Below are 26996 nucleotides of genomic sequence, written 5' to 3'. Positions count from 1 at the left end.
GTCATCTTTGTATTACTTATTTTCTTTATCAACATTGATTAATTTATCAGAAATGATAAATCTAGGTCTGTGTTTAGCTTCATTATATATTTTTCCGATATATTCTCCTATTACGCCAAGAGATAAGAGCTGAACTCCGCCAAGTACCCAAATGGAAAGGGTTAATGAAGTCCAACCAGTAACTGTACGGCCTGAAATTTTAACTATAAGAGTATAAATTAGGGCTGCGCCTCCAGCAAAAAATATAGTAAAACCAAGGAGGGTTATTAATCTTATTGGTTTTATGCTAAAGGATGTAATTCCGTCCAAGGCAAAGGCAATCATCTTTTTTAGAGGATATTTAGATTCACCAGCAAATCTTTCATGACGTTCATATTCAACAACTGAGTATTTATATCCTATTAATGGAATCATTCCGCGAAGAAATAAATTAACTTCCTTATATTGACTTAACCCGTCTACAACACGTTTGCTCATAAGCCTATAATCTGCATGATTATAGACCATGTCTACGCCAAGAATACGCATTAATTTATAAAAACCTAATGCAGTTGTTCTCTTGAAAAAGGTATCAGTTTCTCTAGTGGATCTTACTCCATAAACAATATCGCATCCATCATAATATTTTTCTACAAATGCATCTATGACATCTATATCATCTTGTAAATCTGCATCTAATGATATAGTCATATCTGAATAATCTTTAGCAACCATGAGCCCAGCAAGTAAGGCATTCTGGTGGCCCCTGTTCCTTGAAAGGTTGATTCCTGAAAATATATTATTTTTGGAATGAAGCTCTTCAATTATTCTCCAAGTTCTATCTTTTGAACCATCATTAACAAAAAGTATTTTGCTTTTATTAGATATTAGGTTATTTGAAATCATAGTCTTAATTTTTACGAGCAATCTTTTACTAGTTTCATGTAAAACTTCTTCTTCATTATAGCAAGGAATTACAAGATATAGTATATCCTTCATAAAATCGCCTCCAATGATTAGTATAACCAAATAAATTAACAATATTATTCAATTGTAATCTTAATATTCATTATTTTATAATTCATATCTTATATTTGATATAACTACAGAGGTTTCGCTTATTAAATTAATTTCAGTGTTAACCCTACCTGGTCTAGAACTTTTAAGAATTTTTACAATAGGCCTTAGTGGGAAGTTAGGTATAGTTTCTTGCACAACAGCTATGTCACCATTACTTAGATCAACTAAAGTTCCTTTTGAGAAGGGAATTACAATTTTGCAGAATATATTAACAATTTCATAGTCAAATTTTTTGCCTGCATTAGACATTAAATATTCAAGAACATCACTTGGAAACATTGCTCTTTTATTAGGTCTACCGGTTGATAAAGAGTCATATGCGTTAGCAATGCTTACAATTTTACTTAAGGTACTTATCTCATCATTAGCTAGCCTATTAGGATAACCTAATCCGTCAGGTCTTTCATGATGCTGTAGTGTTATTATTTTGCTATTAGCACTCAGATTATAAGAGTCTGATAAATATTTATATCCGAGTATTGGATGTTGGTCTAATATTGTAACTTCTTCATCCGTTAGTTCTTCCTCTTTCATAAGAATTTCCTTTGGAATAAATGTTTTCCCAACATCATGAAGCAATGATCCAATACAAAGATATTGAAGTTGTCTTTTTGGAAGCTTCAATGCAATTCCAAGGACTAGTGATATTACGGCAACATTCACAGAATGAGAGTAGATATAATTATCCATGCTTCTTATGTCTATTAGTGAAAGTAAGACACTTTTATTATTTAGAACATTTTCAATTAAATCTTCAGCCATAGACTCAATATTATTGAAATATACTGATTCATTTTTTGAAAACTTATCAGCAACAGTAAGTCTATTTATATTTGAAAAAGCTTCTTTTATTGTTAGAATTGCTTTTTGTCTCAATTCAGGTTTAATAATATCTTCAATTTCATCAGAACTAAATTCATCAATTATATATATTGATAAAATATTTAAATCCTTTATCTTAAAAATAATTCTTTCACTAAGGACCATACCAGCTCTTACTAATACTCTACCATCAGAATCGTATAATGTCTTACCAATAACTGTATTCGGTTTTACACATTCAATTGGAATTAATCTCATATTATCTTCTCCTCAAATGTTGGTTATAGTACAATTTACAACATAATTCTTAGTTAAATGTTAAACATAATAGTAGTATATCAGTAAAATTGGCGTATTTATAGTATTATGATGAAAAAATATATTATTTTGTTTAACATATTTAAAAAATAGAACTAACTACTAGTTAGAAAACAGGTCTGATAATTAGATTTTTATACAACAGATTTGATATAAGATACTAAACTCATAATTGATAATAAATTAAGTATTTTAGCAGATTTAAGTATATATAAGTCCATTAACTTTTTATATCAATAAATGATAATTTTGTTACTTGATATTTAAATTGTGTTATAATATTATAGATTACAAATAAAAATATCAAAGGGGGCTTTTTCAATGTCAAGAGTTTATAATTTTTCAGCAGGACCAGCTGTATTACCGGAGTCAGTCCTAAGAGAAGCTGCGGGGGAAATGCTAGACTACAAGGGGACAGGCATGTCAGTTATGGAGATGAGTCATCGTTCTAAAGCGTTCGAAGAAATCATCACCGATGCTGAAAAAACATTAAGAGAATTAATGAATATTCCGGATAACTATAAGGTATTATTCCTTCAAGGTGGGGCATCACAACAATTTGCAATGATTCCAATGAATCTAATGAAAAATAAAGTTGTGGATCATATTATTACAGGGCAATGGGCAAAAAAGGCAGCGTCAGAAGCAAAAATATTTGGAAAAGTTAATATATTAGCGTCTTCAGAGGATAAAACTTTTTCATATATACCAGATTTAAAGGATTTAAAAGTTTCAGAGGATGCAGACTATGTTTACATATGTCATAACAATACAATCTATGGAACTACGTATAAAGAATTACCAAACGTTGGGGATAAGATATTAGTAGCAGATATGTCATCAGATTTCTTATCTGAGCCAGTAGATGTATCAAAATATGGACTAATATTTGCAGGAGTACAAAAAAATGCAGGACCAGCTGGTGTTGTTGTAGTAATAATTCGTGAAGATTTAATCACAGAAGATGTATTACCAGGGACTCCAACAATGTTAAGATATAAGGTTCATGCAGACAATAAATCACTATATAATACACCACCAGCATATGGAATATATATATGCGGAAAAGTATTTAAATGGGTTAAGAATAAGGGTGGACTAGAAGCTATGAAGAAAATTAATGAAGAAAAAGCTTCTATTTTATATGATTTTCTTGATTCAAGTAGCATGTTTAAAGGAACTGTTGTAAAGAAAGATCGTTCTTTAATGAATGTACCATTTGTAACAGGTTCAGATGAACTAGATGCTAAATTTGTAAAAGAAGCTAAAGCAGTAGGATTTGAAAATCTAAAAGGACATAGAACAGTTGGTGGGATGAGAGCAAGTATATATAATGCTATGCCAATTGAAGGTGTTAAAGATTTAGTAGAATTCATGAGAAAATTCGAAGAAGACAATAAGTAATAGAATAAAAATCAACTGAATTTAAGGAGATAATCAGGTTTTGGTTATCTCCTTAATTAATTTTATAAATAAAATTATACTAATATCTGAATTATAATATGTATTATGTATAGATAATCAATACAATATATACAATTTTAAATATTGTTAGTACATGTAATGCTTTTATAAGCGAATATTAGATTAATTGCCATATAAAAGACATATAAAAGAATACTCAGGTATAGATTACAGATGAAATAAATTTTAAATAAATCTATAGAAGTATAATAGCCATATAAAGATAGTCAAGCAGAATACAAGGTGGAAAAATTTAATATAAATATGTTTTGGATTAGTTCATAAATCTTAATTTGCTAACTAACTTGATAGAATTTTAAATGCAAAGTTACTATTGCAATATATATATATTAAATTAATCATTACATAATATCAAAAAAGGAGCTATCGAATTAATCGATATACCCCTCTTTATTGATAATATAAAATTAACAGTTAAGTAATTAGAACTCGCTTGTTCCAGGAGTTCTAGGGAATGGAACTACGTCTCTAATATTAGTCATTCCTGTTATATACATAATTAATCTTTCGAAACCTAAACCAAAACCAGCGTGCTTAGTTTCTCCATATTTTCTTAATTCTAAATACCACCAGTAATCATCTTCAGATAGGTTTAATTCAGTCATTCTATCTTTTAGCACATCTAGTCTTTCTTCTCTTTGGCTACCACCTATAATTTCTCCGATTCCTGGTACCAAAAGATCAGTAGCAGCTACTGTTTTTCCATCATCATTTAATCTCATATAGAAAGCTTTAATATCTTTAGGATAGTCTGTTACAAATAGTGGCTTTTTAAAGTGTTCTTCAGTAAGATATCTTTCGTGTTCTGTTTGTAAATCAATGCCCCATGATACATCGTAATCAAATTTCTTTCCACACTTTTGTAGTATTTCAACAGCTTCTGTATACGTAACTTTAGCAAAATCTGATGAAACTACGTGATTTAATCTTTCTAATAAACCTTTATCAACAAATTGATTAAAGAACTCTAATTCCTCAGGACATTCATCCATAACATATTTGATAACATATTTAAGCATATTTTCAGCAAGTTCCATATCATCTTGTAAATCTGCAAAGGCAATTTCAGGTTCAATCATCCAAAATTCAGCAGCATGTCTTGTAGTGTTTGAATTTTCAGCTCTGAATGTTGGTCCAAATGTATAGATATTTCTAAACGCTAAAGCAAAGCATTCAGCATTTAACTGACCAGATACAGTAAGATTAGTCTCTTTGCCAAAGAAATCCTTGCTGAAATCTACACTTCCATCTTTACTTAATTCAGGAGTTTTAGGATCAAGTGTTGTTACCCTAAACATTTCTCCAGCACCTTCACAATCGCTACCAGTTATTATTGGTGTGTGAGTATACACGAAATTTTGATCTTGAAAGAACTTATGTATTGCATAAGCAGCAACAGAGCGAACTCTAAAAGTTGCAGCAAATGCATTACTTCTAGGCCTCAAATGAGCTATTGTTCTTAAGTACTCGAAAGTGTGTCTCTTTTTTTGAAGTGGATAATCAGAGTTTGACATACCCTCGATAATAATATTCTTAGCCTGAATTTCAAAAGGTTGTTTTGCTTCAGGAGTAGCAACTAAGATACCAATAACTGAAATTGATGAACTTATAGGTAATTTAGATATTTCTTTGAAGTTATTTAACTTATCGTCAAAAACTACTTGAATATTTTTAAAGAAAGAACCATCATTAACTTCTATAAATCCAAAAGCGTTAGATGATCTTAAAGTTTTTATCCAACCTGATATTGTTATTTCCTTTGATAAGAAATCATCAGTATTTCTGTAAAGACTTCTAATTAAAATTGATTTTGCCATATTGCATGACCTCCATTTTATAATTAATCTTGTGATCAAAACATATTATTAATGAAAAAAATTTTTCACTATTTTAAAATATCATTTATGTAACCTATTACCCTTGATAATAAATAGATTTTACAATACTTTTTTGGTGAATGCAACTTAGGACCTGTCCCTAAACATATAATAAACCAGTGCCTTAGAGCGTCTGAGTATAAATAATACGTGAAATAAATATATAAACTACAAATATATGTAATTTATCATAAAAAAGCTTTATTTTTTATAGTAAAATTATAAAAAATAAAGCTTTTTTTATATTAAGAGTATTTATTTAACATGCTTGTCTATTCTAAGCCGTTTTCAAAACTCTGAATCAATTCTTTTGGAAAGTTTAACATTGTCATATCTTTAACTATCCTTTTATATGCGTAGGGAATTTCTTTTATCCGAACTTTCATTCCATCTTCCTTACTGATATTTAAAATACAATAAGTGCTATTTGGCCTACCAATCTTAGGCTTTCCAACACTACCAGAGTTTATATATACCTTATTTTTAAAATCCTTCATTCCAGGTATATGCGTATGTGCACAAATTAATACATCATTAGAAATGGAGTTCATAACTTCTGAAGTATTATCTCCATCCTTTAAGAGATATTCATCTATTTTATCTGGACTTCCATGAACAAATAAGAGACTTTTATTAGCAATATTCAAAGTTAAAGTTGAAGGTAGATTAGCAAGAAATAGTCTATTTTCTTCTCTTAATTCTTTAACTGTCCAAGGAAGAGAAAAAGCATTAATAGGAGTTTCTCTTATATATGAATATTCATTATCAACTACAGAACTATCATAATTTCCTCTTATGCAAAGAATATGACGTCTCCTGATCATGGAAATTACTTCGTTAGGGTGAGGACCATAACCAACCAAATCTCCTAGGCAAATAATTGTATCAACTTTCTCAATATCAATATCTTCTAAAAGATTAATAAGAGCATAGACATTAGCATGAATATCTGAAATTATTGCTATTTTCATGAGCATTCCTCCTAAGTTATTTAGCAAATTAAGTATTTAGGCTTTTAGGTATTTTTCCCCAACAATAACTACATCACCAGCACCTACTGTTAATAGCAGGTCACCAGAAACTAGTTTTGATTTTACGTAACTAAGTGCTTCATCATGTGAGTGAACATTGATACATTTCAATCCTTTATTTCTTAATGCATCACCAAGTTCGTCAGAAGATACAAGTCCAGTATTTTTCTCTCTAGCTGCATAGATGTCCATTAGTATAAGTTCATCTGCATCATTGAAACATTCTGTAAATTCATCAAATAGGGCCTTTGTTCTAGTATAAGTGTGAGGTTGAAAAATACAATAAGTCTTATTATGATTCATTTGTTTAGCAGTACTTAATGTGGCTCTAATTTCTGTAGGGTGATGAGCGTAGTCATCTATAACAGTTACACCATTTAATTCTCCCTTATATTCAAATCTTTTATGCGCTCCTTTGCAGTTCGATAATCCTTCAATAATACAGTCATTAGAAATATTAAATATAAGAGAAACACAAATCGAAGCAAGGGCATTCAATATATTATGCTTACCTGGCACATTTAAAGTAATATTGAATAAGTTTTTACCGTCCTTATACACATCAAAAGTGGCACAACCATTTGTATTGAAATGAATATTTTTAGCAGTTAAATTAGCATTGTCACTAAATCCATAACTTAGAGTATTGCAATTTGTCTCAGACAGAATTTCATTTACCCTTTGATCGTCAGCATATCCAACAAGATAACCATCTTCTGGGATAAGTCTTGAGAATTGTAAAAATGTATCAGCAATTTCATCTATATCTTTATAGTAATCAAGATGATCAGAATCAATATTTAGAATTATTCCAACGTAAGGTGGGAATTTTAAAAATGAACGTTTATATTCACAAGCTTCAGTTAAGAAATATTCACTATTACCAATTCTGAAATTTCCTCCAATTGCATCTAATTCACCACCAACTAAGATAGTTGGATCTAAATTATCAGTAAGTGTTATATGAGAAAGCATGGATGTACATGTAGTCTTTCCATGAGTTCCAGATATTGCAACACTGTATTTATGCCCCTTCATAATTTGCCCTAAGAATTCAGCTCTGTCCATTAATGCAATATTTTTTTCCTTGGCTTCTAAAAGTTCGGGATTATCAGATGGGATTGCAGCTGTATAGACTACTAAATCTACATTATTAATATTCTCTCTTCTATGACCTATGTAAATTTCAGCACCTGAAGATCTTAATTTATCAATGATTGCAGAATCCTTAAAGTCAGAGCCAGATACACTATAACCACTATTTAATAAAACAGCAGCAAGTCCGCTCATACTAATTCCACCAATGCCAATGAAATGAATTTTTTTATCTTTATCTTTTATAAAATTGAAAGACAAATGATCAACTCCTTTTTAATTAATAAAACTAAATGTTATTATAAGTTCCAAAATTTGAGTATAGAATTTTTAATTTTATACTTTAACTATAATTATATACATTTTTCAAAAAATCAACCATAGTAAAAAATAAATACACAATATTTTATGCATATTTAGCGAGTTTGTGAACAAGTTATAAATATAAATTAACTTTATAACTAAAAATATTGATATTAACTTGAAATTAGCATAAAATATGAATATTAAAGCGATTTAATATAAAAAAAATTCGTGTGGGTGATTTTATGGAGAAGTTTACAAGAAATAATAGGGTAGTTGCCATAACAAAAATATTATTAGAAAACCCAAATAAAATATTGGGATTAAATAAATTTTCAGAATTACTAAATGCAGCTAAATCCACTATAAGTGAAGATATTGTTGTTGTTAGAGAAATTCTAGAAAGACTTGAAATGGGTAAAGTTGAAACAATTGCAGGAGTAGCAGGTGGGATAAAATACATTCCTCAAAGTGGCGAAGAAGAGAAGAAAGCTTTTGCATTAGAATTATGTCAGCAATTAAGTGATGATGGAAGAGTTATACCGGGAAATATAATATATATGACGGATCTAATGTATGATCCTAAGATAATAAATAAAGCAGGAGTCATGCTTTCATCGTGTTTTCAAGGAAAAGAGATTGATTATGTAATAACGGTAGAAACTAAAGGTATTCCTTTAGCTTATGAGGTTGCTAGAAATTTAGGCGTACAATTAGTTATTGCTAGAAGAGATAGTCAAGTAACGGAAGGTCCTACAGTTACTATAAACTATGTATCAGGAAGCAATGGAAGATTGCAACAAATGTCTCTATCAAAAAAGTCCATGAAACCATCAAGTAAATGTATATTCATTGATGATTTCATGAAGGGTGGAGGAACTGCAATAGGTATTAAGGACTTATTGAAAGAGTTCGATAGCGAGCTAGTAGGAATAGGAGTATTAGTCGATAATAAGCAAATTGAAAAAAAATTAGTAGACGAATATGTTTCTATTGTAGAGTTAAAAGCTGTTGATAAATCAGCAATTATAGGGATACAACCTTCAAAAACATTTTCTTAGAATTAACAGAAAATTTTACTCTAAAGATGCTGCGTAATTCCAAATACTTTTAATTCAGTATACATATAAATGAACATTAAATTTGTAGATAGGCCCAACAAAAAAAATATTAATTTTATGGTAAATATTTATTGTTATTTCAAGTTGTCGTGAATAGAAATTGTTCTGAAATTCAAATAGGACAATCCCAGAAATTTGGTATTTGTATAAGATTACACAAAAAAATAAATTTTATAAGGATTTATCAAATATAAAAAAGGAATTTAGAAATTTGTGGAGAAATTATATAATATTAAATATTTTTAAGGCAACTGGGAGGGGTGGAGTAAAATGCAAATAACAGATGTTAGGATTAGAAAAATTGCATCAGAAGGTAAAATGAAAGGAATAGTTTCTGTCACATTTGATAATGAATTTGTAGTTCATGATATCAAAGTTATAGAAGGACAAATGGGTTTATTTATTGCTATGCCTAGTAGAAAAACACCAGATGGAGAATTTAAGGATATAGCTCACCCAATAAATACAGAAGCAAGAGAAAAAATACAAACTGCAATTTTAGAAGCTTATGAAAAAGCAGTCTCAGAAGAAGTTGTAGAAGGCTAGGATTTTAACAAAAGGAAGTTTTAATAACTTCCTTTTGTTTTGTCATAAAGTATTTCTATAGCCAAATATTAAATGTACTAATGGGTTGAAATAAGAGTAGCTTTCCAATATAATTAAATTGATATGAATATTTAACCGATTATTGTAAGTAAATAATCGTGTTAATATAAATTTATAAATGAGGTGTGGTATATAATGTATAAATGTGCACTGGTTTTAGCAGCGGGTCAAGGTAAAAGAATAAAATCTGATTTACCTAAAGTATTGCATAAAGTATGTGGTAAAGAAATGCTAAAACATGTTATAGATTCGATAAGAAAATCAGGAATTGATGATATAGATGTAATTATAGGGAAAGGTGCTGAGCTTGTTAAAGAGAGAACATTAGATAGAAATGTTAGTTATTCAATGCAAGCTGAACAATTAGGAACTGGTCATGCTGTTAAGTGTGCTGAAGAGTTCTTAAAGGATAAGAAAGGAGTAGTCGCAATTTTTACTGGTGATACTCCTTTAATAAAGCAATCAACAATTGAAAGGCTATTTAATGAACATATAGAAGCAAAAAATTCAGCAACTATATTAACAGCAATAGTTAATGATCCTACAGGTTATGGAAGAATAGTAAGAACGAATGACGGCGTATCAAAAATTGTAGAGCATAAAGATTGCACTGAAGAAGAACTTAAGATAAATGAGATGAATTCAGGAATATATTGTTTTGATATTGAGCTACTTGTAGATGCATTAAACAAGATAACAAATAATAATGGACAAGGTGAGTATTATCTTACAGATGCTATAGGAATATTAAAATCTCAAGGTAAAAAAATAGGTGCAGTCGTAACTGAATATGAAGAAACTATAGGAGTAAATTCAAGAGTTCAGTTAGCAGAAGCAGAAGAAATACTTAAGAATAGAATAAATCTTATGCATATGGAAAATGGAGTTACTCTAATTGATCCTAGAACAACATATATAGGGATTGATGTTGAAATAGGCAAAGATACAATAATATATCCTAATAATATTTTAGAGGGAAATACAAAGATAGGTAATAACTGCTTAATTTATCAAAATTCAAGAATTGTTGATAGTAATATTGGTAATGAGGTAGATGTTCAAGCTTCAGTTATATTAAATAGTAATATTGGTGATAATACTACTGTTGGTCCGTTTGCGTATATAAGACCAGAAACGACAATTGGTAAGCATGCAAGAATAGGAGATTTTGTAGAAATAAAGAAATCTACTATTGGAGATGGAACTAAAGTCTCTCACTTAACTTATATAGGAGATGCAGAAGTGGGATCGGAATGTAATTTCGGATGTGGTACAGTAGTTGTAAATTATGATGGTAAGAATAAACATAAGACTATTATAGGAGATCATAGCTTTATAGGCTGTAATACCAATTTGGTATCACCTGTCACAATTCACGATAATACTTATATTGCGGCAGGATCGACCATTACATCTGAAGTAAAAGAAGGTGATCTTGCAGTTGCAAGAGCTAAGCAAAGAAATATCAGTGGATGGGTAGATAAAAAGGGATTAAAAAAATAATTTTTTAATAATAAATCAGCCAAAATTTTAAGGAGGTCTTCTCAATTATGATAACTCATGGAAGAAATATAAAAGTATTTACTGGAAATTCGCACTCACAGTTAGCTCAAGATATAGCAGAGATTTTAGGAGTTCCAGTAGGAAACTCTAAGGTTTCAACTTTTAGCGATGGTGAAATATCTGTTGATATTAATGAAACTGTTAGAGGGAATGATGTGTTCATAGTTCAATCTACATCTTCACCTGTTAATAACAATCTAATGGAATTGCTAATTATGATTGATGCATTTAAAAGGGCATCAGCGGGTAGAATTACAGCGGTTATTCCGTATTATGGATATGCTAGGCAGGATAGGAAAGTTAAATCAAGAGATCCTATAACCGCAAAACTGGTTGCAGATTTATTGACTGCAGCGGGAGCAAACAGGGTCTTAACTATGGATTTACATGCATCTCAGATTCAAGGATACTTTAATATTCCAGTAGATCATTTACTTGGAGCACCAATACTTGCTGAGCATTATATATCAAAAGGATTAGTAGATCAAGATGATGTTGTTGTAGTTTCACCAGATTTAGGAAGTGTAACGAGGGCAAGAAAATTTGCGGATAATTTACATGCTCCAATAGCAATCATAGATAAGAGAAGGCCAAAGGCAAATGTTTCAGAAATAATGAATATTATTGGTGATATTGAAGGAAAAAGATGTATATTAATTGATGATATGATAGATACAGCAGGAACTATTGCAAATGCAGCGAATGCACTTAAGGATTTAGGGGCTAAGAATGTATATGCTTGCTGTACACATGGAGTATTGTCTGGCCCTGCAATGGACAGGATAAATACTTCAGCAATTGAAGAATTAGTACTATTAAATACAATTCCGTTAAAAGAAGGTAACGATAATAGCAAAATTAGATCTATATCAGTAGCCCCTTTATTTGCAGAAGCAATAAAGAGAATTTATGATGATCAACCAATAAGTAAGTTATTTGAATGTCAACAATAAATAATAATTTAAAGAGTTTTTAAATAAATAAGATATTGAAAGGAATGTATATTTACTCTAAGTAATTAGGGTGAATATATATTCTATTTTTTATAGTTAAATAAATTTATTTTATTAAGTCAATATTAAGATTGTAAACGAGAAAAGTTTTATGATTTAATTAAAATAGGATCTATTAAATAATTATTATACTTATATATTTTTAGAATATTTATTATAATTAAAGGATAATTTTGTTTTCTATAATAAATAGTATATTTATGTTATATTAGGATATGAATGCTTATGTAATAGTAATAAATTAAGGAGGAAAGAAGAGTGGATGGAGTTACAACCAAGGTTCTGATTGTGGATGACGATGAAAACATTAGTGAAGTTATAGACATGTATTTAAAAAGCTCTGGATATAATACAAAGATAGCCTTGAATGGTAAAGAGGCTCAAGAATTTTATTTAGAATATAATCCAGATATTGTCTTGCTTGATGTTATGATACCGTATATAGATGGAATTGATATTCTAAAATGGATACGAAAACAGAAGGAAACTCCAGTTATAATGATTACAGCAAAGGGGGACACCTTTGATAAGGTTTTAGCACTGGAAATTGGTGCAGATGATTATATAGTAAAACCTTTTGAACCTAAAGAGTTGTTAGCCAGAGTAAAAGCTGTATTAAGGAGATATTCTTCAGAGAATATTAAAAATGAAGTAATAAAATTAAGTGATTTATCAATAGATTCAACTTCGTATAAAGTTATATATAATGAAGAAGAAATAAAAATGCCACCAAAGGAATTTGAACTATTATATTATTTGGCTAATAATAAAAATAAAGTTTTTACGAGAGAGCAATTACTTTGTGAAGTATGGGGATATGATTATCCAGGAGATTCTAGAACTGTAGATGTTCATATAAAAAGATTAAGAGAAAAATTAAGTAGTGGAGAACAGTGGGAAATCCAAACAGTATGGGGTGTTGGTTATAAATTTGAGGTAAATTAAATGAAAAAGAGTGGAAGCTTACTTCAAAAACTTATAATAACATTTATAGTTATTTTGACTATTGTTTTAGTTTCATTAGCTTGGTTATTATCTATATGGTTTAGAATAACATATTTTACTGAAAAGAAGGTGCAGTTTCAGAAAGATGGAGAGTATATATCCGAATCTATAAAAACATACAATTCTAACAAAAATTCATTGGAATATGATAAATTACAGGCTATAGTGGATATGTCAAGTGTTGGAGCAAATGCTGATATTACTGTTTCTGATAAGTTTGATAATATATATATATACTCCAAAACTTCAAGTACTAAGGAGATAGACAATAAACCAGAGAATCTAGATAATAGTAAATATTCTTTATTGGATGGAAAGCCAGTAGAGTATATTGGAGATCGTTACACCTATATATATCCGATATTAGAAGATGATGAGTTTCAAGGATATATTGTCATGACAGCTCCTTTATCAACAATAGGTAAACAGTTGCATAGAATATATCTTATTGTATGGATATCGGCATTAGGAGCAATGGTATTTGCATCTGTAGTTTTATCATTAGTTTCAAAGAAAATATTGATTAATCCTTTAGCTGAAATAAACAAGGCAGCCAAAAGGTTTGCTAATGGAGAAGTTAATAAAAGAGTTCATATAGAATCGTGTGATGAGATTGGTGAGTTGGCAAGTTCATTTAATATAATGGCGGAGTCTTTAGAAAAGGTTGAGAATAATAGAAGAGATTTTATATCAAATGTTTCTCATGAGTTGAGATCACCAATAACTTCTATAAAGGGATTTATTGCTGGAATAATAGATGGAGTAATTCCAAGGGATAAAGAAGGATATTATTTAGACATAGTATACAGTGAGATAAAAAGACTTACAAGATTAATTAATGATTTACTAGATTTATCAGCCATTGAATCAGGTAAATTAAAATTCAATATAAGAAAGAACGATATAAATGAGTTAATTAGATTATGTGTTATAAATAATGAACAAAAGATAAGAGAAAAGCAAATAATGTTAAAAATAGATTTGAAAGACCAGAATTGTTATGTAAAAGCTGATGAAGACAAGACAATGCAAGTCATAACTAATTTATTAGATAATGCAATAAAATACTGCGGAAATAATGGAATTATAAGAATTAGTACATATTCCAAGGGGTCTAAAGTATTTGTTGAGATATATAATAATGGACCTAAAATTGCAGATGAAGAAATAAGGCATATATGGAATAGATTTTATAAATCAGATAAATCTAGAACAAACAAAGTTAGTACTGGACTCGGATTGCCAATAGTAAGAATGATAATTATGCAACAAGGTGAGGAAGTATGGGTCAAGAATCATCCTAATATAGGAGTCACATTTACATTTTCTCTTACAAAATATAAAAATAATAAGATTAGATAAGAGCGCTAAGGAGGACACAAGTATGTTTTTAATAGTAGGTCTTGGAAACCCAGGGAATGAGTATGAGAATACAAGACATAATATTGGTTTTAAAGTTATTGATAATATTGCAAAAGAGTATAATATTGAAATAAACAGGCAAAAATTTAAAGGTATGTATGGAGAAGGTTTTATAAATGGAAAAAAGGTTATGCTTTTAAAGCCAACTACTTACATGAACTTAAGTGGTGAAAGTGTAAGAGAAGTAGTTGATTTTTATAACCTTAACAACGATGAGATACTAGTTATATATGATGATATCAGCCTAGAAGTTGGAAAATTAAGAATAAGAGAAAAAGGAAGTGCTGGAGGGCATAATGGAATAAAGAGCATTATAGCACATTTAAATAGTGAAATTTTCTCAAGGATAAAAGTAGGGGTAGGACAACCTAATGGAGATTTAGTAAAGCATGTATTAGGTAAATTTACAAAAGAAGAAACTGCTATTTTAAGTGAAAGTATAGAAGCGTCCACAAAGGCGGTGGCGGAAATAATTAAAAATGATGTTAAGACAGCTATGAATCAGTTCAATGGGTTCAAGGCGAGTACAACAGTTTAAGGAAGGTGCATGGGATGAGATTAAAAGGGTTATTGGAGCCCTTGGAAAGTAGTTTAGAATTTCAAGACATAATACAAGGGATTGAAAGTAAAAGATACCCTATTGGTATATATGGTGCATCTGAATCAGGTCGAGGATACATTATAAGTGGAATATTTGAAAATACTAACAGATCAATTGTGATTGTAACTCAAAGCGATATGGAGGCAAAAAATCTTTATGAAGATTTGATATTTTATACTAGTGAGGTATATTATTTTCCAGTAAAGGAAATGGTTTTCTATAATATTGATGCCATCTCTGGAGATTTGAGATGGGCAAGATTAAAAGTAATAAATGAAATATTAAATAATAAGAAAAAAATAATAGTGACATCAATAGAAGCTTTTGCTGCAAAATATACTCCTCATAATTTGTTTTTGGAATACAGCATGAAATTTAAAGAAGGCGATGAAGTTAATCTTGCCGATATATCAAAGAAATTAATTCAATCAGGTTATGAAAGAGTGGAAATGGTTGAGGGCAAAGGACAATTTTCACTTAGAGGAGGCATATTAGACGTATTTCCAACAGGTTCAACTTATCCATATAGAGTTGAACTTTTTGGCGATGAAATAGAATCAATAAGAACCTTTAATACAGAATCTCAACGAAGTATTGAGAAAGTTAAAAAGATAGATATTTTCCCAGCAAAAGAAGTAATAGTTTCAGAAGAGATGTTAGAGGTTGGAAGAAATAAGCTTAAGGAAGAGTTTAATAAAATTGCGGAAAGTGATAAAGATAGTGAAAGAGTAGAAAAACTAAGAAAAATATTAAATAAAAACTTAGAACTACTAGAAGAGACTTCGTCTTTTGAAACAATAGATAGTTATCTTCCGTACTTTACCAAAGAAACAGAAAGTCTTTTTGATTATTTTAAGAATTATTTCTTTATAGTAGATAATGTTCAAAGATGTAATGGAAAATTAGAATCAACTTATTTAGAGTTTGAAGAAAATTTCACAGCTTTTTCTCAAAGAGGAGATATATTTCCCGGGCAAGGAAATTTATTAATAAATAAAGAAGAAGTATTAGAATCATTTGAAGATGAAAAGATTGCTTTTATCGAAGCATTGACAAAAGTTTCTGGCTGGCTAAAGCCACTATCAATAGTAAATGTAGCTCAAACAACATTAAATAACTATCAAGGTCAGCTAGATTTATTAATTGACGAAATATTAGGTAAAAAGAATTTAGGATATAAGACACTAATTTTATCAGGAACTCGAGCTAGAGGGGAACGTTTAGTTGGAACATTAAGAGATAGAGGTATAGAAAGTGTCTATAAGGATACTGTTGATAAAATTGAATATGGTGAAGTTGTAATAACTTTTGGTAATCAGTTGAGAGGATTTGAATATCCCCAATATAAAGTATGTATAATATCAGATAAAGAAGTATTTGGTGCGGCAAAGAGAAAATTAAAAAGTAGTAAAGCAAAGAAAAAGGGAATTTCTAAAATCAAGAGCTTTGCGGAATTAAAGCCGGGAGATTACGTAGTACATGCAAATCATGGTATCGGAGTATACAAGGGAATTAAACAAATAGATGTTGGAGGCCATAAAAGAGATTATTTAGATATTGTTTATGATAAAGGCGATAAATTATATGTTCCAGTAGATCAATTAGATTTAATTCAAAAGTATATTGGAAGTGAAGGAAAGTCACCTAAAGTTAATAAACTTGGAAGCGCTGAATGGCAAAAAGCAAAAGCAAAGGCAAGAAAATCAATAAATGAAATAGCTGAAGATCTAGTTAAGCTTTACGCAATGAGAAGTACTGTAAAAGGACATAAGTTTTCCAAGGATACTGAATGGCAAAAACAATTTGAAGATGAGTTTCCGTTTGAAGAAACTCCAGACCAATTAACATCACTAGAAGAAATAAAGATAGATATGGAATCTGATAAACCTATGGATAGACTTTTATGTGGAGATGTTGGATATGGTAAAACAGAAGTTGCTATAAGGGCTGCATTTAAAGCAGTAATGGATGGAAAACAAGTTGCTCTTTTAGTTCCAACTACCATTTTAGCAGAGCAACATTATAAAAATATAAAAAATAGATTTTCGGATTTTCCGATAAAGATAAACATGGTCAGCAGGTTTAGGACGGCGAAACAGCAAAAAGAAATACTTCAGAAGGTGAAGGAAGGTAATTTAGATATTTTAATAGGTACTCATAGATTGGTATCTAAAGACATTCAATTTAAAGATCTGGGCTTATTAATAGTAGACGAGGAGCAAAGGTTTGGAGTTAAGCAAAAAGAAAAGATTAAGGGAATTAAGAAAAATGTTGATGTTTTAACTCTAAGTGCAACTCCAATTCCTAGAACCCTGCATATGTCGCTAAGTGGAGTTAGAGATATTTCAGTCATAGAAACACCACCAGAAGAAAGATACCCTGTCCAAACATATGTTGTTGAACAAAATGATCAGCTTATAAGAGACGCAATTCTTAGGGAAATAGGTAGAGGCGGTCAAGTTTACTTCGTATACAATAGAGTGGAAGATATCGAAAGGATGGCTAAGTATGTTCAATCGTTAGTTCCAGAGAGTAAGGTCGGAATTGCTCATGGTCAAATGGCAGAAAGACAACTTGAGAAGGAAATGTTTGACTTTATGTCAGAAGAGTATAACGTATTAGTCTGCACTACTATAATAGAAACTGGAATGGATATTCAAAATGTAAATACTATAATAATATATGATGCAGATAAGATGGGACTTTCTCAGTTATATCAGCTTAGAGGTAGAGTTGGAAGATCAAATAGAATTGCATATGCGTATTTGCTATATACTAAGGATAAAGTATTAACAGAAGTTGCTGAAAAAAGGCTTAAAGCATTAAAGGATTTCACTGAATTGGGCTCTGGTTTTAAAATAGCTATGAGAGATTTGGAAATTAGAGGTGCAGGTAATATGATGGGATCTTCTCAACATGGACATATGGCCTCTATAGGATATGATCTGTATTGCAGAATGCTTGAAGATACTGTTAAACTTCTTAAAGGTGAAATTCAAAAAGAACCTATAGAAACAACCTTAGATATAAAAGTAGATGCCTTTATATCAGAAAATTATATAGAAGATGAAATTCAAAAAATTGAAGTTTATAAGAAAATTGCTGCAATTGAGGGATTAGACGATTATAGTGATATCAAAGAAGAACTAGAAGATAGATACTCTAAGATACCAGAACCTGTGTATAATTTAATGGATATTGCTTATATAAAGAGTAGAGCTAAATCTATATTCATTGAAGAGATAAAAGAAACTCCAAAAGAATTATTGTTCAAGTTTTCACAAGGTGAAAGTGAATATAAAAATATATTTAAAATATTGATGGAAAAATATAAGAATAGCGTAGTATTAAAGTTTGGTTCAAACCCTTATTTCGCATTTAAATTAAAATATATTAAGAAGGAAAATAAATTGGAGTTTCTGAAGGAAGTTTTCGATGACATAATATTGTAACAAATCTATGATATAAAAGAAAAGTAGAAGAAATAAAATAGTGTAAAAAATTTGAATTATAAAAGCAATATTGATATACTAATGTTATGAATTTTTACAGTAAGAAACCTAAAAGAATAATATTGTCCGACAAAAATTAATTTAGCTTTTCAAATTTCGTTTTATAATTCTAGAAAGTTTTGTTTAAGTAGAATTTGAAAAGTGATTTTAGCTTGTCTAAATTATATATATTTATGTGGAAAGTTATTTTTAGTGGGTTTAAATCTAGAATAAGCGAGGGGAAAACTTTGAAAAAATTAAAAAAATTTGTTGCAGCTTTAGCTATGGTGACAATTGCGGTATCAGCTATGGGTTGCAAAATGATTGAGAAAACACCAGAAGCGATACAGAAAACAGTTCTTGCAACAGTTGGAAATGAAAAAATAACAAAAGGTGATTTAGATAAAGAAATGGAAAAGTATACTGCACAACTAAAACAGCAGTATGGAGATAATTATGAAAGTAATGCTCAAGTTAAAGATCAGTTACAACAAGCAAAAAAACAGGAATTAGATAGCTTAGTAACTCAAAAAGTAGTATTACAAAAGGCTACTGAGTTAAATCTTAAGCCATCTGATGATGATATAAATAAGCAAGTTGATGATCAGATAGCTCAAATTAAATCCCAATATTCAGAAGAAGGACAATTTGAAAGTGTTCTAGAGCAAAATGGATTGACTGAAGATCAGCTAAAAGATGTTGTAAAAAATAATGTTATAATGCAGGCTGTTCAACAAGATATAGTGAAAGATATAGAAGTTACTGATGACGATGTTCAAACATATTATAATGAAAATAAGGATTCAAAATATACACAAGGAGCTGGAGCGAATGCATCACATATTCTAATAGCTGAAAAGGCTAGTGATGGATCAATAGATTATGATGCATCATTAACAAAAGCTAACGCTATAAAAGCAAAATTAGATTCTGGAGCTGATTTTGCGAAATTAGCTAAGGAAAACTCAACAGATTCAGGAACTAAAGATAATGGTGGTAGTTTAGGATTTGTAGCATATAACTCAACACAATTAGTTGCTGAATTTATGGATGGGTTTAAGAATTTGAAAGAAGGGGAAATTTCAGCGCCAGTAAAGAGTCAGTTCGGATATCATATAATTAAGGCTACTGGATTAAAAGACTCACAAGTAACTCCTTTTGAACAAGTTAAAGATCAAATAAAATCATCATTATTACAACAAAAGCAACAAGATGCTTTAAGTTCTAAGATTACAGAATGGAAAACAGACCTAAAAGTAAAAACTTATGAAGATAAATTATAATACTAAAATATAATTAGGTAGCTATTAATAATTTAGCTGTTAATAATGAAAGTTAGGACTACTTTGAAATATCTCTGATTATTCAAAGTAGTCCTATTTTTGTTTCTACTATATGTATTACATTGAAATAACAGCATTTATATTAACAAAAAAATAATTAATATAAAATTTGTCTATAAGTGTATAAAATTTCTAGAAATTCAAATAATAATAGTGCAACCAATTAATAGAGTTCAAAGGAGGTTATATAACCAATGAAGGCAACAGGAATTGTTAGAAGAATTGATGATTTAGGAAGAGTAGTAATACCAAAGGAAATAAGGAGAACCTTAAGAATAAGAGAAGGGGATCCTTTAGAAATTTTTACCGATAGAGATGGTGGAGTAATTTTAAAAAAATATTCACCGATTGAAGAACTTACTAACTTTTCAAAGGAATATTGTGAAAGCTTGCAACAAGTTATAGGTCATGTAGTACTAATAGCTGATAAAGATGCATTTGTTTCAGTAAGTGGTGCACCAAAAAAAGACTACATAGAAAGAAAAGTAAGCAGTGAGCTAGAAAAGATAATGGACGGAAGAAAAACTGTATTATTAAATAAAGCTGATAACGCAGTAATACCATTACATAATGATGACGATGAAACAGAGTATACTAGTCAAGTTATATCACCAATCATAGCTGAGGGTGATGAAATAGGAGCTGTAATTATTCTTTCAAAAGAAGATGGAGAGCTTGGTGAAGTTGAAACAAAGCTAGTTGAGACAGCAGCAGCATTCTTAGGTAAACAAATGGAGCAATAATACTTATAAATAACCACATTATGAAAATAAAAGGAATAATACCTCCAAACTTACAATAATAATTAATTAGTAACATGTAAGGTTGGAGGTGTTTTATGAAAAAACAATCCCTAATAAGAGGGAGCATAATTCTTGGAGTTGCAGGAATATTAACAAGATTTTTAGGTCTATTCTTTAGATGGCCACTAATAATGTTAATTGGAGATGAGGGAATTGGATATTATCAAATGTCATACCCGCTATATATGTTTTTTATAGCTATGGCTTCTGGAGTTCCAGTTGCAATTTCTAAGATGATATCAGAAAAGAATGCAACAAATGATATATATGGAAGCTTTGAAGTAATGAAAGAATCTGCTATTTTAATGACAATAATAGGGACAGGCACAACTTTAGCATTATTCTTTTTTGCAAAACCAATAGTATTATTTTTGAAGTGGGATCCAAAAGCGTATTATTCATTAATCGGAATATCATTTGCACCAATTGTAATATCATTTGTAACTATATTTAGAGGATTCTTTCAAGGGCTGCAAAATATGACTCCGTCAGCTATATCACAGATAATAGAGCAGATTGGTAGAGTCATATTCGGTGTTGGACTTGCTGTATTTTTACTACCTAGAGGCATAGAGTACTCAGCAGGTGGTGCAGCATTTGGAGCAACTGCGGGAGCTGTTCTTGGAGGAGCTTATTTATACTCGAATTATAAAAGAGTAAAGAAACGTTATGCCATTAAAAAAATAAAAAGCAATCCAGAAATATTAAATACTATATTAAAGATTGCAATACCAATATCATTAGGTACTACAGTATCAAGTATTATGAATTTAATAGATTCCATTTTAGTACCACAAAAACTATTAGATGCGGGCTTCACAAATGTTCAATCAACTGTATTATATGCGCAACTAACAGGAAAAGCGTCTGTAATTGTAAATATTCCATTAACTCTTTCTATGGCTATTTGTACATCTCTAATTCCTATCATAGCTGAGAATTTTATACTTAAGAAACAGAAAGAACTAAAAGGCAAAATAGATGCATCTATGAAAATGGCATCAGTAATTGCTATTCCGTGTACTTTTGGATTATTCTTTTTAGCTGAACCAGTAATGAAGTTTATATTTCCGGGTAGGTTTGAAGGAATAGAGATATTAAAATATTTATCATTAACAATTCCTTTTATAATAATTACTCAAACAACAACAGCAATACTACAAGGAACAGGGCATTATATAAAACCTGTTATTAACCTCTTGATTGGGTGTTTGATTAAAATTGTATTAACGTGGGTATTAGTTCCTATGCAAATGTTTAACATATATGGTGCTGTTTTGGCGAGCTTTGGAGCTTATTTAACAGTAAGTATTTTAAATATAGTGATGATGAAATTTACACTAAGAGTAAGGCTTAATTTATACGAAATATTAATAAAACCTTGCTATGCATCCAGTATTATGATGTTAATTGTATTAATAAGTTATAATATTTTATATAAGAATACAATTAGTAATGGAATATCTTGCTTGACATCTATATTTTTGGGTATGATAGTATATATTATAATGATAATTGTATTCAAGGTATTTAATGTTGAAGAAATAAGAGATAGATTTAAAAGAAAGTAAAAAGGAGAGAAATTCTAATGATTAAGATAGTGGGATTAGGACCAGGAAGTAAGGATGCATTGACAATAGGAACAATAAATGAACTCGAAGCAAGCAAGCATATATTTCTAAGAACAGAAAAGCATCCAACAGTAGATTACCTGAAGGAAAAAAATATTGTATTTGATACTTATGATAATATTTATGATAGCATAGATAATTTTGATGAAGTATACTTAAATATCGCAAAAGACATAATTAATAAACATAAGAATATGACTGATTTAATTTATGCAGTTCCAGGTCATCCATTGGTTGCAGAAAAATCAGTATTTAACTTAATAGAACTATGTAAAGAAAATGGAATAGAATATAAAGTTATACCAGCAGTAAGTTTTATCGATGCAATGATTGAAAGCCTTAAGATTGATCCTATAGAGGGGTTAAAGGTTATAGACTCTTTTGACATAAGTAACCAAATTTTAGACAAAAGAATAGGAACAATTGTTACTCAGGTATACAATCAATTGATAGCATCAGAAGTTAAATTAAGATTGCTAGAATGCTATAATGATGAAACAGAGATTTATTATGTAAGAGCAGCCGGAATAGAAGGTCAGGAAAGCATAAGAAAGATACCGTTATTTGAACTGGATATGCAGGAGGACATAGATTATTTAACATCTATTTATATACCAAAGGATTTAAAAAACAAAAAAGACTTTAATGACTTTTTAGATATAATAGAAGTTTTGAGAGGTGAAGATGGATGTCCGTGGGATAGAGAACAAACTCATAAGTCTCTTAAGAAGGCTTTAATAGAAGAAAGCTATGAGGTAATAGACGCAATAGATCAAGATGATGATAATTCGTTAATCGAAGAATTAGGAGATGTACTTCTTCAAGTTGTTTTTCATGCATCTATTGGAAAAGAAGACGGATATTTCGATATAGGAGATGTGATAGAAGGAATTTGTAATAAAATGATAAGTAGGCATCCTCATGTATTTAAAGATGCTGATGGATTGAATTCCTCAGAAGATGTACTAATGAAGTGGGATGAGTTAAAGAAGAAAGAAAAGGGATATAATAGTGTTGGAGATGAAATGAAAGGAATAACAAAGGGACTACCTGCACTTTTAAGAGCACATAAGATTCAAGAAAAAGCAAGTAAGGTTGGATTTGACTTTGAAAATATAGATTTTGCTGTAAGTAAGGTAAAAGAAGAGTTAAAAGAAGTAATTGATGTATATAATACAGAAAATGTGGAGAAAATAGAAGAAGAAGTCGGAGATTTAATATTTTCATGTGTAAATATTGCAAGGTTTCTGAAAGTAGACGAAGAAATAGCATTAAATTATACTATAGACAAGTTTATGAAAAGATTTCAGTATATTGAAAGAGCAGCTAAAGATAAGAATATTGAATTAACAAGTATGACTTTAGATGAAATGAATGAACTATGGGAAATTTCAAAAAACTTAGGTTAATAGGTAATTTAAATAAAGGAATTTTCTAGTTTATGAAGAATAATAATTTTATAAAGAACTACTTTGTAACGATTTATTGGATTATTTAGTTATATATAGGAAAAGAAAGCGTTTTTCTATAGACGGGTAGCTGAAGAGGTTATATAATAAAGAAGTGCAATTTAGTACATAAAGAAAACAGTTAGAAAATATGTAACTGGATTTTAAGGAGGATGTTATTGTGAATAAAGCAGAATTAATTACTAGTATGGCGGAAAAAAGTAAATTAACAAAAAAAGATGCAGAATTAGCATTAAAAGCTTTAATTGAAAGTGTTGAGGAAGCACTAGAAAAAGGAGAAAAGGTTCAATTAGTTGGATTTGGAACTTTTGAAACTAGAGAAAGAGCAGCTAGAGAAGGAAGAAATCCTAGAACTAAAGAAGTTATAAACATTCCTGCAACAACAGTTCCAGTATTTAAAGCAGGTAAGGAATTCAAAGATAAAGTTAACAAGTAATAAAATACAAGTTAGACAGAGTAAATATGAACCCGAGTTTTCTCGGGTTCTTTTGAATGGAGGAGAAATTGTGAGGCTAGATAAATATTTAAAGGTATCGCGTATTATAAAAAGAAGAACTGTAGCGAAAGAAATATGTGAGAGTGGCCGTATATTAATAAACGGGAAAATAGCAAAGCCTTCTACAAAAATAAAAGAAGGGGATATAATTGAAATAACGTTTGCTAATAAAGTATTAAAAGCAGAAATTGCTAGTGTAGTAGAACATGTGAGAAAAGAAGAAGCAAAAGAAATGTATATTATCCTTGAGGGTGAAGAAGATAAAGAGTAGAAACTATATAGTTTATCTACTCTTTATCTATATATGGGTATTGAACAAAAAAGATTTATGTTAAGTGAAATTATCATAAATAATAACACTTAACAGCTTTTAAGAAATAAATTCCACTATACTTAACTTATTAAAGGTTCTAAATTCTAAAATGCAAAATACAAACATATATTGTATAAGAAAAATAAATGGAGGAATTTTTAATGGAGAAAAGAGTGGAAAATAAAGTAGAAGATAATAAATCAAGTTTATCTCTAGAGAATAGAAAAAAATTAACTTTAAGTGGTGTTATAGAGGTTATAAGTTTTGATGAGCAAAAAATAGATTTAACAACTAATCTAGGAAATTTAACTATCAAGGGAGAAGAGTTAAAAATGAACAAGTTGGATGTGCAAAATGGTGATGTTATAATTGCTGGAAGCATTGCATCTATGGTATATAACGGAAAGATATCTAAGAAAAGCAATGAAAGCATAATAAGCAGATTGTTTAAGTAGGAATATAGTATGCCTTTAGGATTGAATATGCAGATTAATCTTGTTATATGCAGCTTAATTGGAGGTGTTATAACGGGAATATTGTTTGATATATATAGAGGAATAAGAGGATTAAACTCTATAAAGATATTAACAATAATAGAAGATATGCTATTTTGTGTACTTATTGCTTTGATTGTTTTTACCTTTTTATTATATACTAATTATGCATTTTTAACTCCCTATGTATATATTTTCATAATTATGGCCATTATATTATACTTCAAATTTATTAGTAAGTATTTTTATAACAGCGAGATGCTGATTGCAAAATTATCTTATAAATTGATTAGAATTTTATTAAAAAATTTATTGTATCCATTAAAAATAATTGCATATAAAATTACAGATAAAAGGAAATGATAAAAAATTACTTGAATAATACTAATATAGTGTTTACAATAGACTTAAGAGAATTTGCAAAATAGAGGTTCTTATAGATGAAAACGAAGTTAATATTAAAGCGGACAATAATTACTGGATTTATCATTTTCTTTGCCTTTAGTTATATTAGGCAAAGTATAACAATGAATAGAATTCAAAAGGAAATTGACAGTAAGCAAGTTCAGTTAAATGAAATTAATCAAAAAAACGAAAGACTTCAAGATGAAGTTGATAAAATTAATTCAAATTCATCGGATTATCTTGAAAAATTAGCAAGGGAAAGACTTGGGATGATTAAGCCTGGTGAAAAAGTTGTTAATGGAGAGATAACAAATCAAAATTAAATTTCAATTTATAGAAAAACTTATAAAACTCTGGTAATATTATAGTAGCTAAATAATTAAATTTGTATTCTAAATTAAAGAGCATCTGCACAGCAGATTTGTTCTTATAAATTTATATATTTTTAAATTTAAGGAGGAGTCTTTTAAACATGACCTTAATGGCAGGAAACATAGTAGAGGGCACAGTGATAAACATCACAAACTTTGGAGCTTTTATTGAAGTTGAAGGCAAAACTGGATTAGTTCATATTTCAGAAGTGGCAGATTCTTACGTAAAAGATATTAGAGAACATCTTAGTGAGCAAGATAAAGTGAAAGTGAAAGTTATCTCAATTGATGATAATGGTAAAATCAGTCTTTCAATAAAGCAAGCAAATGTTCAAAGAAAATCGGTTAAACCAGCAGAGATTGATTGGAAGGCACCTGATAAGAAGAAAACTACTAATTCAGGAAATTTCGAAGATATTATGTCTAAGTTTCTAAAAGATAGCGAAGAAAGAATGCAAGATGTAAAGAAACATCAAGAATTTAAAAGTAAAGGTGGAAAAAAAGGCTGTTAAAAATTTTTGAAATCTTTATTAGGAAAATAAATATAAAATTTGCTTGATAAATTTCAAATGTAGAATAGATTTGTAGAGAAATTTTTATATTTGTTTACAGTTTATTCTGCATTATTAAGATTATAAATGGATATTTATAGTGCTTAAAACTTGTGATTTACTGATTATTGCAATTAAAATTTTAAATATATAAGATTAATAAAAAAATATTGTTGACACTAAAAAGAATATGTATTATAATTAGCTTTGTCGTTGGCACTTAGTTTATAAGATATGCCGAAGTGGCGGAACTGGCAGACGCACAGGACTTAAAATCCTGCGGTGGTTAAACACCGTACCGGTTCGAT

At 29.6% G+C, this 26996-nt stretch carries 24 protein-coding genes; 19 read left to right on the top strand and 5 right to left on the bottom strand.

Annotation, left to right across the window (positions count from 1 at the left end):
* Positions 1 to 12 precede the first annotated feature (12 nt).
* Positions 13 to 978: a glycosyltransferase family 2 protein gene (locus L1S46_RS14390; RefSeq protein WP_011967438.1), complete on the bottom strand. Its 966-nt coding sequence runs from the start codon at positions 976 to 978 to the stop codon at positions 13 to 15.
* A 75-nt stretch (positions 979 to 1053) separates the two neighbouring features.
* Positions 1054 to 2139, bottom strand: a complete 1086-nt coding sequence (locus L1S46_RS14385) for an HD-GYP domain-containing protein (protein WP_011967439.1) — start codon at positions 2137 to 2139, stop codon at positions 1054 to 1056.
* Between the two features lie 381 nt (positions 2140 to 2520).
* Here L1S46_RS14385 and serC point away from each other — a divergent pair, with 381 nt between their 5' ends.
* A complete protein-coding gene (serC, locus tag L1S46_RS14380; RefSeq protein WP_011967440.1) occupies positions 2521 to 3603 on the top strand; it encodes a 3-phosphoserine/phosphohydroxythreonine transaminase in 1083 nt (360 codons plus the stop codon).
* 503 nt (positions 3604 to 4106) lie between these two features.
* On the opposite strand, the gene asnS is transcribed toward serC, so the two are convergent.
* The 3 genes from asnS to murC all read right to left on the bottom strand — a co-directional run bounded on the left by asnS (position 4107) and on the right by murC (position 7948).
* A complete protein-coding gene (asnS, locus tag L1S46_RS14375; protein WP_171787371.1) occupies positions 4107 to 5501 on the bottom strand; it encodes an asparagine--tRNA ligase in 1395 nt (464 codons plus the stop codon).
* A 332-nt stretch (positions 5502 to 5833) separates the two neighbouring features.
* A complete protein-coding gene (locus tag L1S46_RS14370) occupies positions 5834 to 6532 on the bottom strand; it encodes a metallophosphoesterase family protein (RefSeq protein WP_238900305.1) in 699 nt (232 codons plus the stop codon).
* Between the two features lie 36 nt (positions 6533 to 6568).
* Entirely contained in the window at positions 6569 to 7948 is a 1380-nt protein-coding gene (murC, locus tag L1S46_RS14365) for a UDP-N-acetylmuramate--L-alanine ligase (RefSeq protein WP_238900304.1), read from the bottom strand.
* A 287-nt stretch (positions 7949 to 8235) separates the two neighbouring features.
* On the opposite strand from murC, the gene purR reads away from it, so the two are divergent.
* The 18 genes from purR to L1S46_RS14275 all read left to right on the top strand — a co-directional run bounded on the left by purR (position 8236) and on the right by L1S46_RS14275 (position 26649).
* The gene (gene purR / locus L1S46_RS14360) at positions 8236 to 9051 is read left to right on the top strand and encodes a pur operon repressor (RefSeq protein WP_011967444.1); all 816 of its coding nucleotides are present in this window, start codon (positions 8236 to 8238) and stop codon (positions 9049 to 9051) included.
* Positions 9052 to 9381: 330 nt separating this feature from the next.
* On the top strand, positions 9382 to 9657 hold the full coding sequence (gene spoVG, locus L1S46_RS14355) for a septation regulator SpoVG (protein WP_011967445.1): 276 nt from the start codon (positions 9382 to 9384) through the stop codon (positions 9655 to 9657).
* Positions 9658 to 9852: 195 nt separating this feature from the next.
* Complete coding sequence (gene glmU / locus L1S46_RS14350; RefSeq protein ID WP_011967446.1) at positions 9853 to 11220, top strand: bifunctional UDP-N-acetylglucosamine diphosphorylase/glucosamine-1-phosphate N-acetyltransferase GlmU; 1368 nt, start codon at positions 9853 to 9855, stop codon at positions 11218 to 11220.
* Positions 11221 to 11267: 47 nt separating this feature from the next.
* Positions 11268 to 12233: a ribose-phosphate diphosphokinase gene (locus L1S46_RS14345; RefSeq protein ID WP_011967447.1), complete on the top strand. Its 966-nt coding sequence runs from the start codon at positions 11268 to 11270 to the stop codon at positions 12231 to 12233.
* Between the two features lie 318 nt (positions 12234 to 12551).
* The gene (locus L1S46_RS14340; protein ID WP_011967448.1) at positions 12552 to 13238 is read left to right on the top strand and encodes a response regulator transcription factor; all 687 of its coding nucleotides are present in this window, start codon (positions 12552 to 12554) and stop codon (positions 13236 to 13238) included.
* Positions 13239 to 14660, top strand: a complete 1422-nt coding sequence (locus L1S46_RS14335; protein ID WP_238900303.1) for a HAMP domain-containing sensor histidine kinase — start codon at positions 13239 to 13241, stop codon at positions 14658 to 14660. It abuts the gene before it with no gap.
* Between the two features lie 22 nt (positions 14661 to 14682).
* Entirely contained in the window at positions 14683 to 15258 is a 576-nt protein-coding gene (pth, locus tag L1S46_RS14330) for an aminoacyl-tRNA hydrolase (RefSeq protein ID WP_238900302.1), read from the top strand.
* Positions 15259 to 15272: 14 nt separating this feature from the next.
* Positions 15273 to 18773, top strand: a complete 3501-nt coding sequence (gene mfd, locus L1S46_RS14325; RefSeq protein ID WP_238900301.1) for a transcription-repair coupling factor — start codon at positions 15273 to 15275, stop codon at positions 18771 to 18773.
* A 287-nt stretch (positions 18774 to 19060) separates the two neighbouring features.
* Positions 19061 to 20095 (top strand): peptidylprolyl isomerase, encoded by a 1035-nt coding sequence (locus tag L1S46_RS14320; RefSeq protein WP_238900300.1) that lies wholly within the window; start codon positions 19061 to 19063, stop codon positions 20093 to 20095.
* 254 nt (positions 20096 to 20349) lie between these two features.
* The gene (gene spoVT / locus L1S46_RS14315) at positions 20350 to 20898 is read left to right on the top strand and encodes a stage V sporulation protein T (protein ID WP_011967453.1); all 549 of its coding nucleotides are present in this window, start codon (positions 20350 to 20352) and stop codon (positions 20896 to 20898) included.
* Positions 20899 to 20993: 95 nt separating this feature from the next.
* On the top strand, positions 20994 to 22529 hold the full coding sequence (locus L1S46_RS14310) for a polysaccharide biosynthesis protein (protein ID WP_238900299.1): 1536 nt from the start codon (positions 20994 to 20996) through the stop codon (positions 22527 to 22529).
* Between the two features lie 17 nt (positions 22530 to 22546).
* Entirely contained in the window at positions 22547 to 23998 is a 1452-nt protein-coding gene (gene mazG, locus L1S46_RS14305; RefSeq protein ID WP_238900298.1) for a nucleoside triphosphate pyrophosphohydrolase, read from the top strand.
* A 220-nt stretch (positions 23999 to 24218) separates the two neighbouring features.
* The gene (locus L1S46_RS14300; RefSeq protein ID WP_008422747.1) at positions 24219 to 24494 is read left to right on the top strand and encodes an HU family DNA-binding protein; all 276 of its coding nucleotides are present in this window, start codon (positions 24219 to 24221) and stop codon (positions 24492 to 24494) included.
* A 70-nt stretch (positions 24495 to 24564) separates the two neighbouring features.
* Complete coding sequence (locus L1S46_RS14295) at positions 24565 to 24825, top strand: RNA-binding S4 domain-containing protein (protein WP_238900297.1); 261 nt, start codon at positions 24565 to 24567, stop codon at positions 24823 to 24825.
* A 203-nt stretch (positions 24826 to 25028) separates the two neighbouring features.
* Entirely contained in the window at positions 25029 to 25322 is a 294-nt protein-coding gene (gene yabP, locus L1S46_RS14290) for a sporulation protein YabP (RefSeq protein WP_011967457.1), read from the top strand.
* 9 nt (positions 25323 to 25331) lie between these two features.
* Positions 25332 to 25724 carry a spore cortex biosynthesis protein YabQ gene (yabQ, locus tag L1S46_RS14285; RefSeq protein ID WP_011967458.1) on the top strand — a complete coding sequence of 131 codons (393 nt, stop codon included), beginning with the start codon at positions 25332 to 25334 and terminating at the stop codon, positions 25722 to 25724.
* Between the two features lie 77 nt (positions 25725 to 25801).
* Positions 25802 to 26089 carry a septum formation initiator family protein gene (locus L1S46_RS14280; RefSeq protein ID WP_077837368.1) on the top strand — a complete coding sequence of 96 codons (288 nt, stop codon included), beginning with the start codon at positions 25802 to 25804 and terminating at the stop codon, positions 26087 to 26089.
* A gap of 149 nt (positions 26090 to 26238) precedes the next feature.
* Positions 26239 to 26649 (top strand): S1 domain-containing RNA-binding protein, encoded by a 411-nt coding sequence (locus L1S46_RS14275; RefSeq protein ID WP_011967460.1) that lies wholly within the window; start codon positions 26239 to 26241, stop codon positions 26647 to 26649.
* The last annotated feature ends 347 nt before the right edge of the window (positions 26650 to 26996 follow it).

The sequence above is a fragment of the Clostridium sp. YIM B02500 genome, assembly GCF_022324665.1.
Lineage (GTDB): Bacteria > Bacillota > Clostridia > Clostridiales > Clostridiaceae > Clostridium > Clostridium beijerinckii.
Note: the sequence above shows the minus strand (reverse complement) of the source record. Positions and strands in the feature narration are given on the sequence as shown.

Excerpts from the sequence above, each read along its gene's own strand:
- asnS (WP_171787371.1), bottom strand. The coding sequence starts at position 5,501 with ATGGCAAAATCAATTTTAATTAGAAGTCTTTACAGAAATACTGATGAT.
- serC (WP_011967440.1), top strand. The coding sequence starts at position 2,521 with ATGTCAAGAGTTTATAATTTTTCAGCAGGACCAGCTGTATTACCGGAG.
- L1S46_RS14385 (WP_011967439.1), bottom strand. The coding sequence starts at position 2,139 with ATGAGATTAATTCCAATTGAATGTGTAAAACCGAATACAGTTATTGGT.
- L1S46_RS14390 (WP_011967438.1), bottom strand. The coding sequence starts at position 978 with ATGAAGGATATACTATATCTTGTAATTCCTTGCTATAATGAAGAAGAA.
- mazG (WP_238900298.1), top strand. The coding sequence starts at position 22,547 with ATGATTAAGATAGTGGGATTAGGACCAGGAAGTAAGGATGCATTGACA.
- L1S46_RS14275 (WP_011967460.1), top strand. The coding sequence starts at position 26,239 with ATGACCTTAATGGCAGGAAACATAGTAGAGGGCACAGTGATAAACATC.
- L1S46_RS14335 (WP_238900303.1), top strand. The coding sequence starts at position 13,239 with ATGAAAAAGAGTGGAAGCTTACTTCAAAAACTTATAATAACATTTATA.
- L1S46_RS14280 (WP_077837368.1), top strand. The coding sequence starts at position 25,802 with ATGAAAACGAAGTTAATATTAAAGCGGACAATAATTACTGGATTTATC.
- pth (WP_238900302.1), top strand. The coding sequence starts at position 14,683 with ATGTTTTTAATAGTAGGTCTTGGAAACCCAGGGAATGAGTATGAGAAT.
- glmU (WP_011967446.1), top strand. The coding sequence starts at position 9,853 with ATGTATAAATGTGCACTGGTTTTAGCAGCGGGTCAAGGTAAAAGAATA.
- spoVT (WP_011967453.1), top strand. The coding sequence starts at position 20,350 with ATGAAGGCAACAGGAATTGTTAGAAGAATTGATGATTTAGGAAGAGTA.
- mfd (WP_238900301.1), top strand. The coding sequence starts at position 15,273 with ATGAGATTAAAAGGGTTATTGGAGCCCTTGGAAAGTAGTTTAGAATTT.
- L1S46_RS14370 (WP_238900305.1), bottom strand. The coding sequence starts at position 6,532 with ATGAAAATAGCAATAATTTCAGATATTCATGCTAATGTCTATGCTCTT.
- yabP (WP_011967457.1), top strand. The coding sequence starts at position 25,029 with ATGGAGAAAAGAGTGGAAAATAAAGTAGAAGATAATAAATCAAGTTTA.
- L1S46_RS14345 (WP_011967447.1), top strand. The coding sequence starts at position 11,268 with ATGATAACTCATGGAAGAAATATAAAAGTATTTACTGGAAATTCGCAC.
- spoVG (WP_011967445.1), top strand. The coding sequence starts at position 9,382 with ATGCAAATAACAGATGTTAGGATTAGAAAAATTGCATCAGAAGGTAAA.
- L1S46_RS14310 (WP_238900299.1), top strand. The coding sequence starts at position 20,994 with ATGAAAAAACAATCCCTAATAAGAGGGAGCATAATTCTTGGAGTTGCA.
- yabQ (WP_011967458.1), top strand. The coding sequence starts at position 25,332 with ATGCCTTTAGGATTGAATATGCAGATTAATCTTGTTATATGCAGCTTA.
- purR (WP_011967444.1), top strand. The coding sequence starts at position 8,236 with ATGGAGAAGTTTACAAGAAATAATAGGGTAGTTGCCATAACAAAAATA.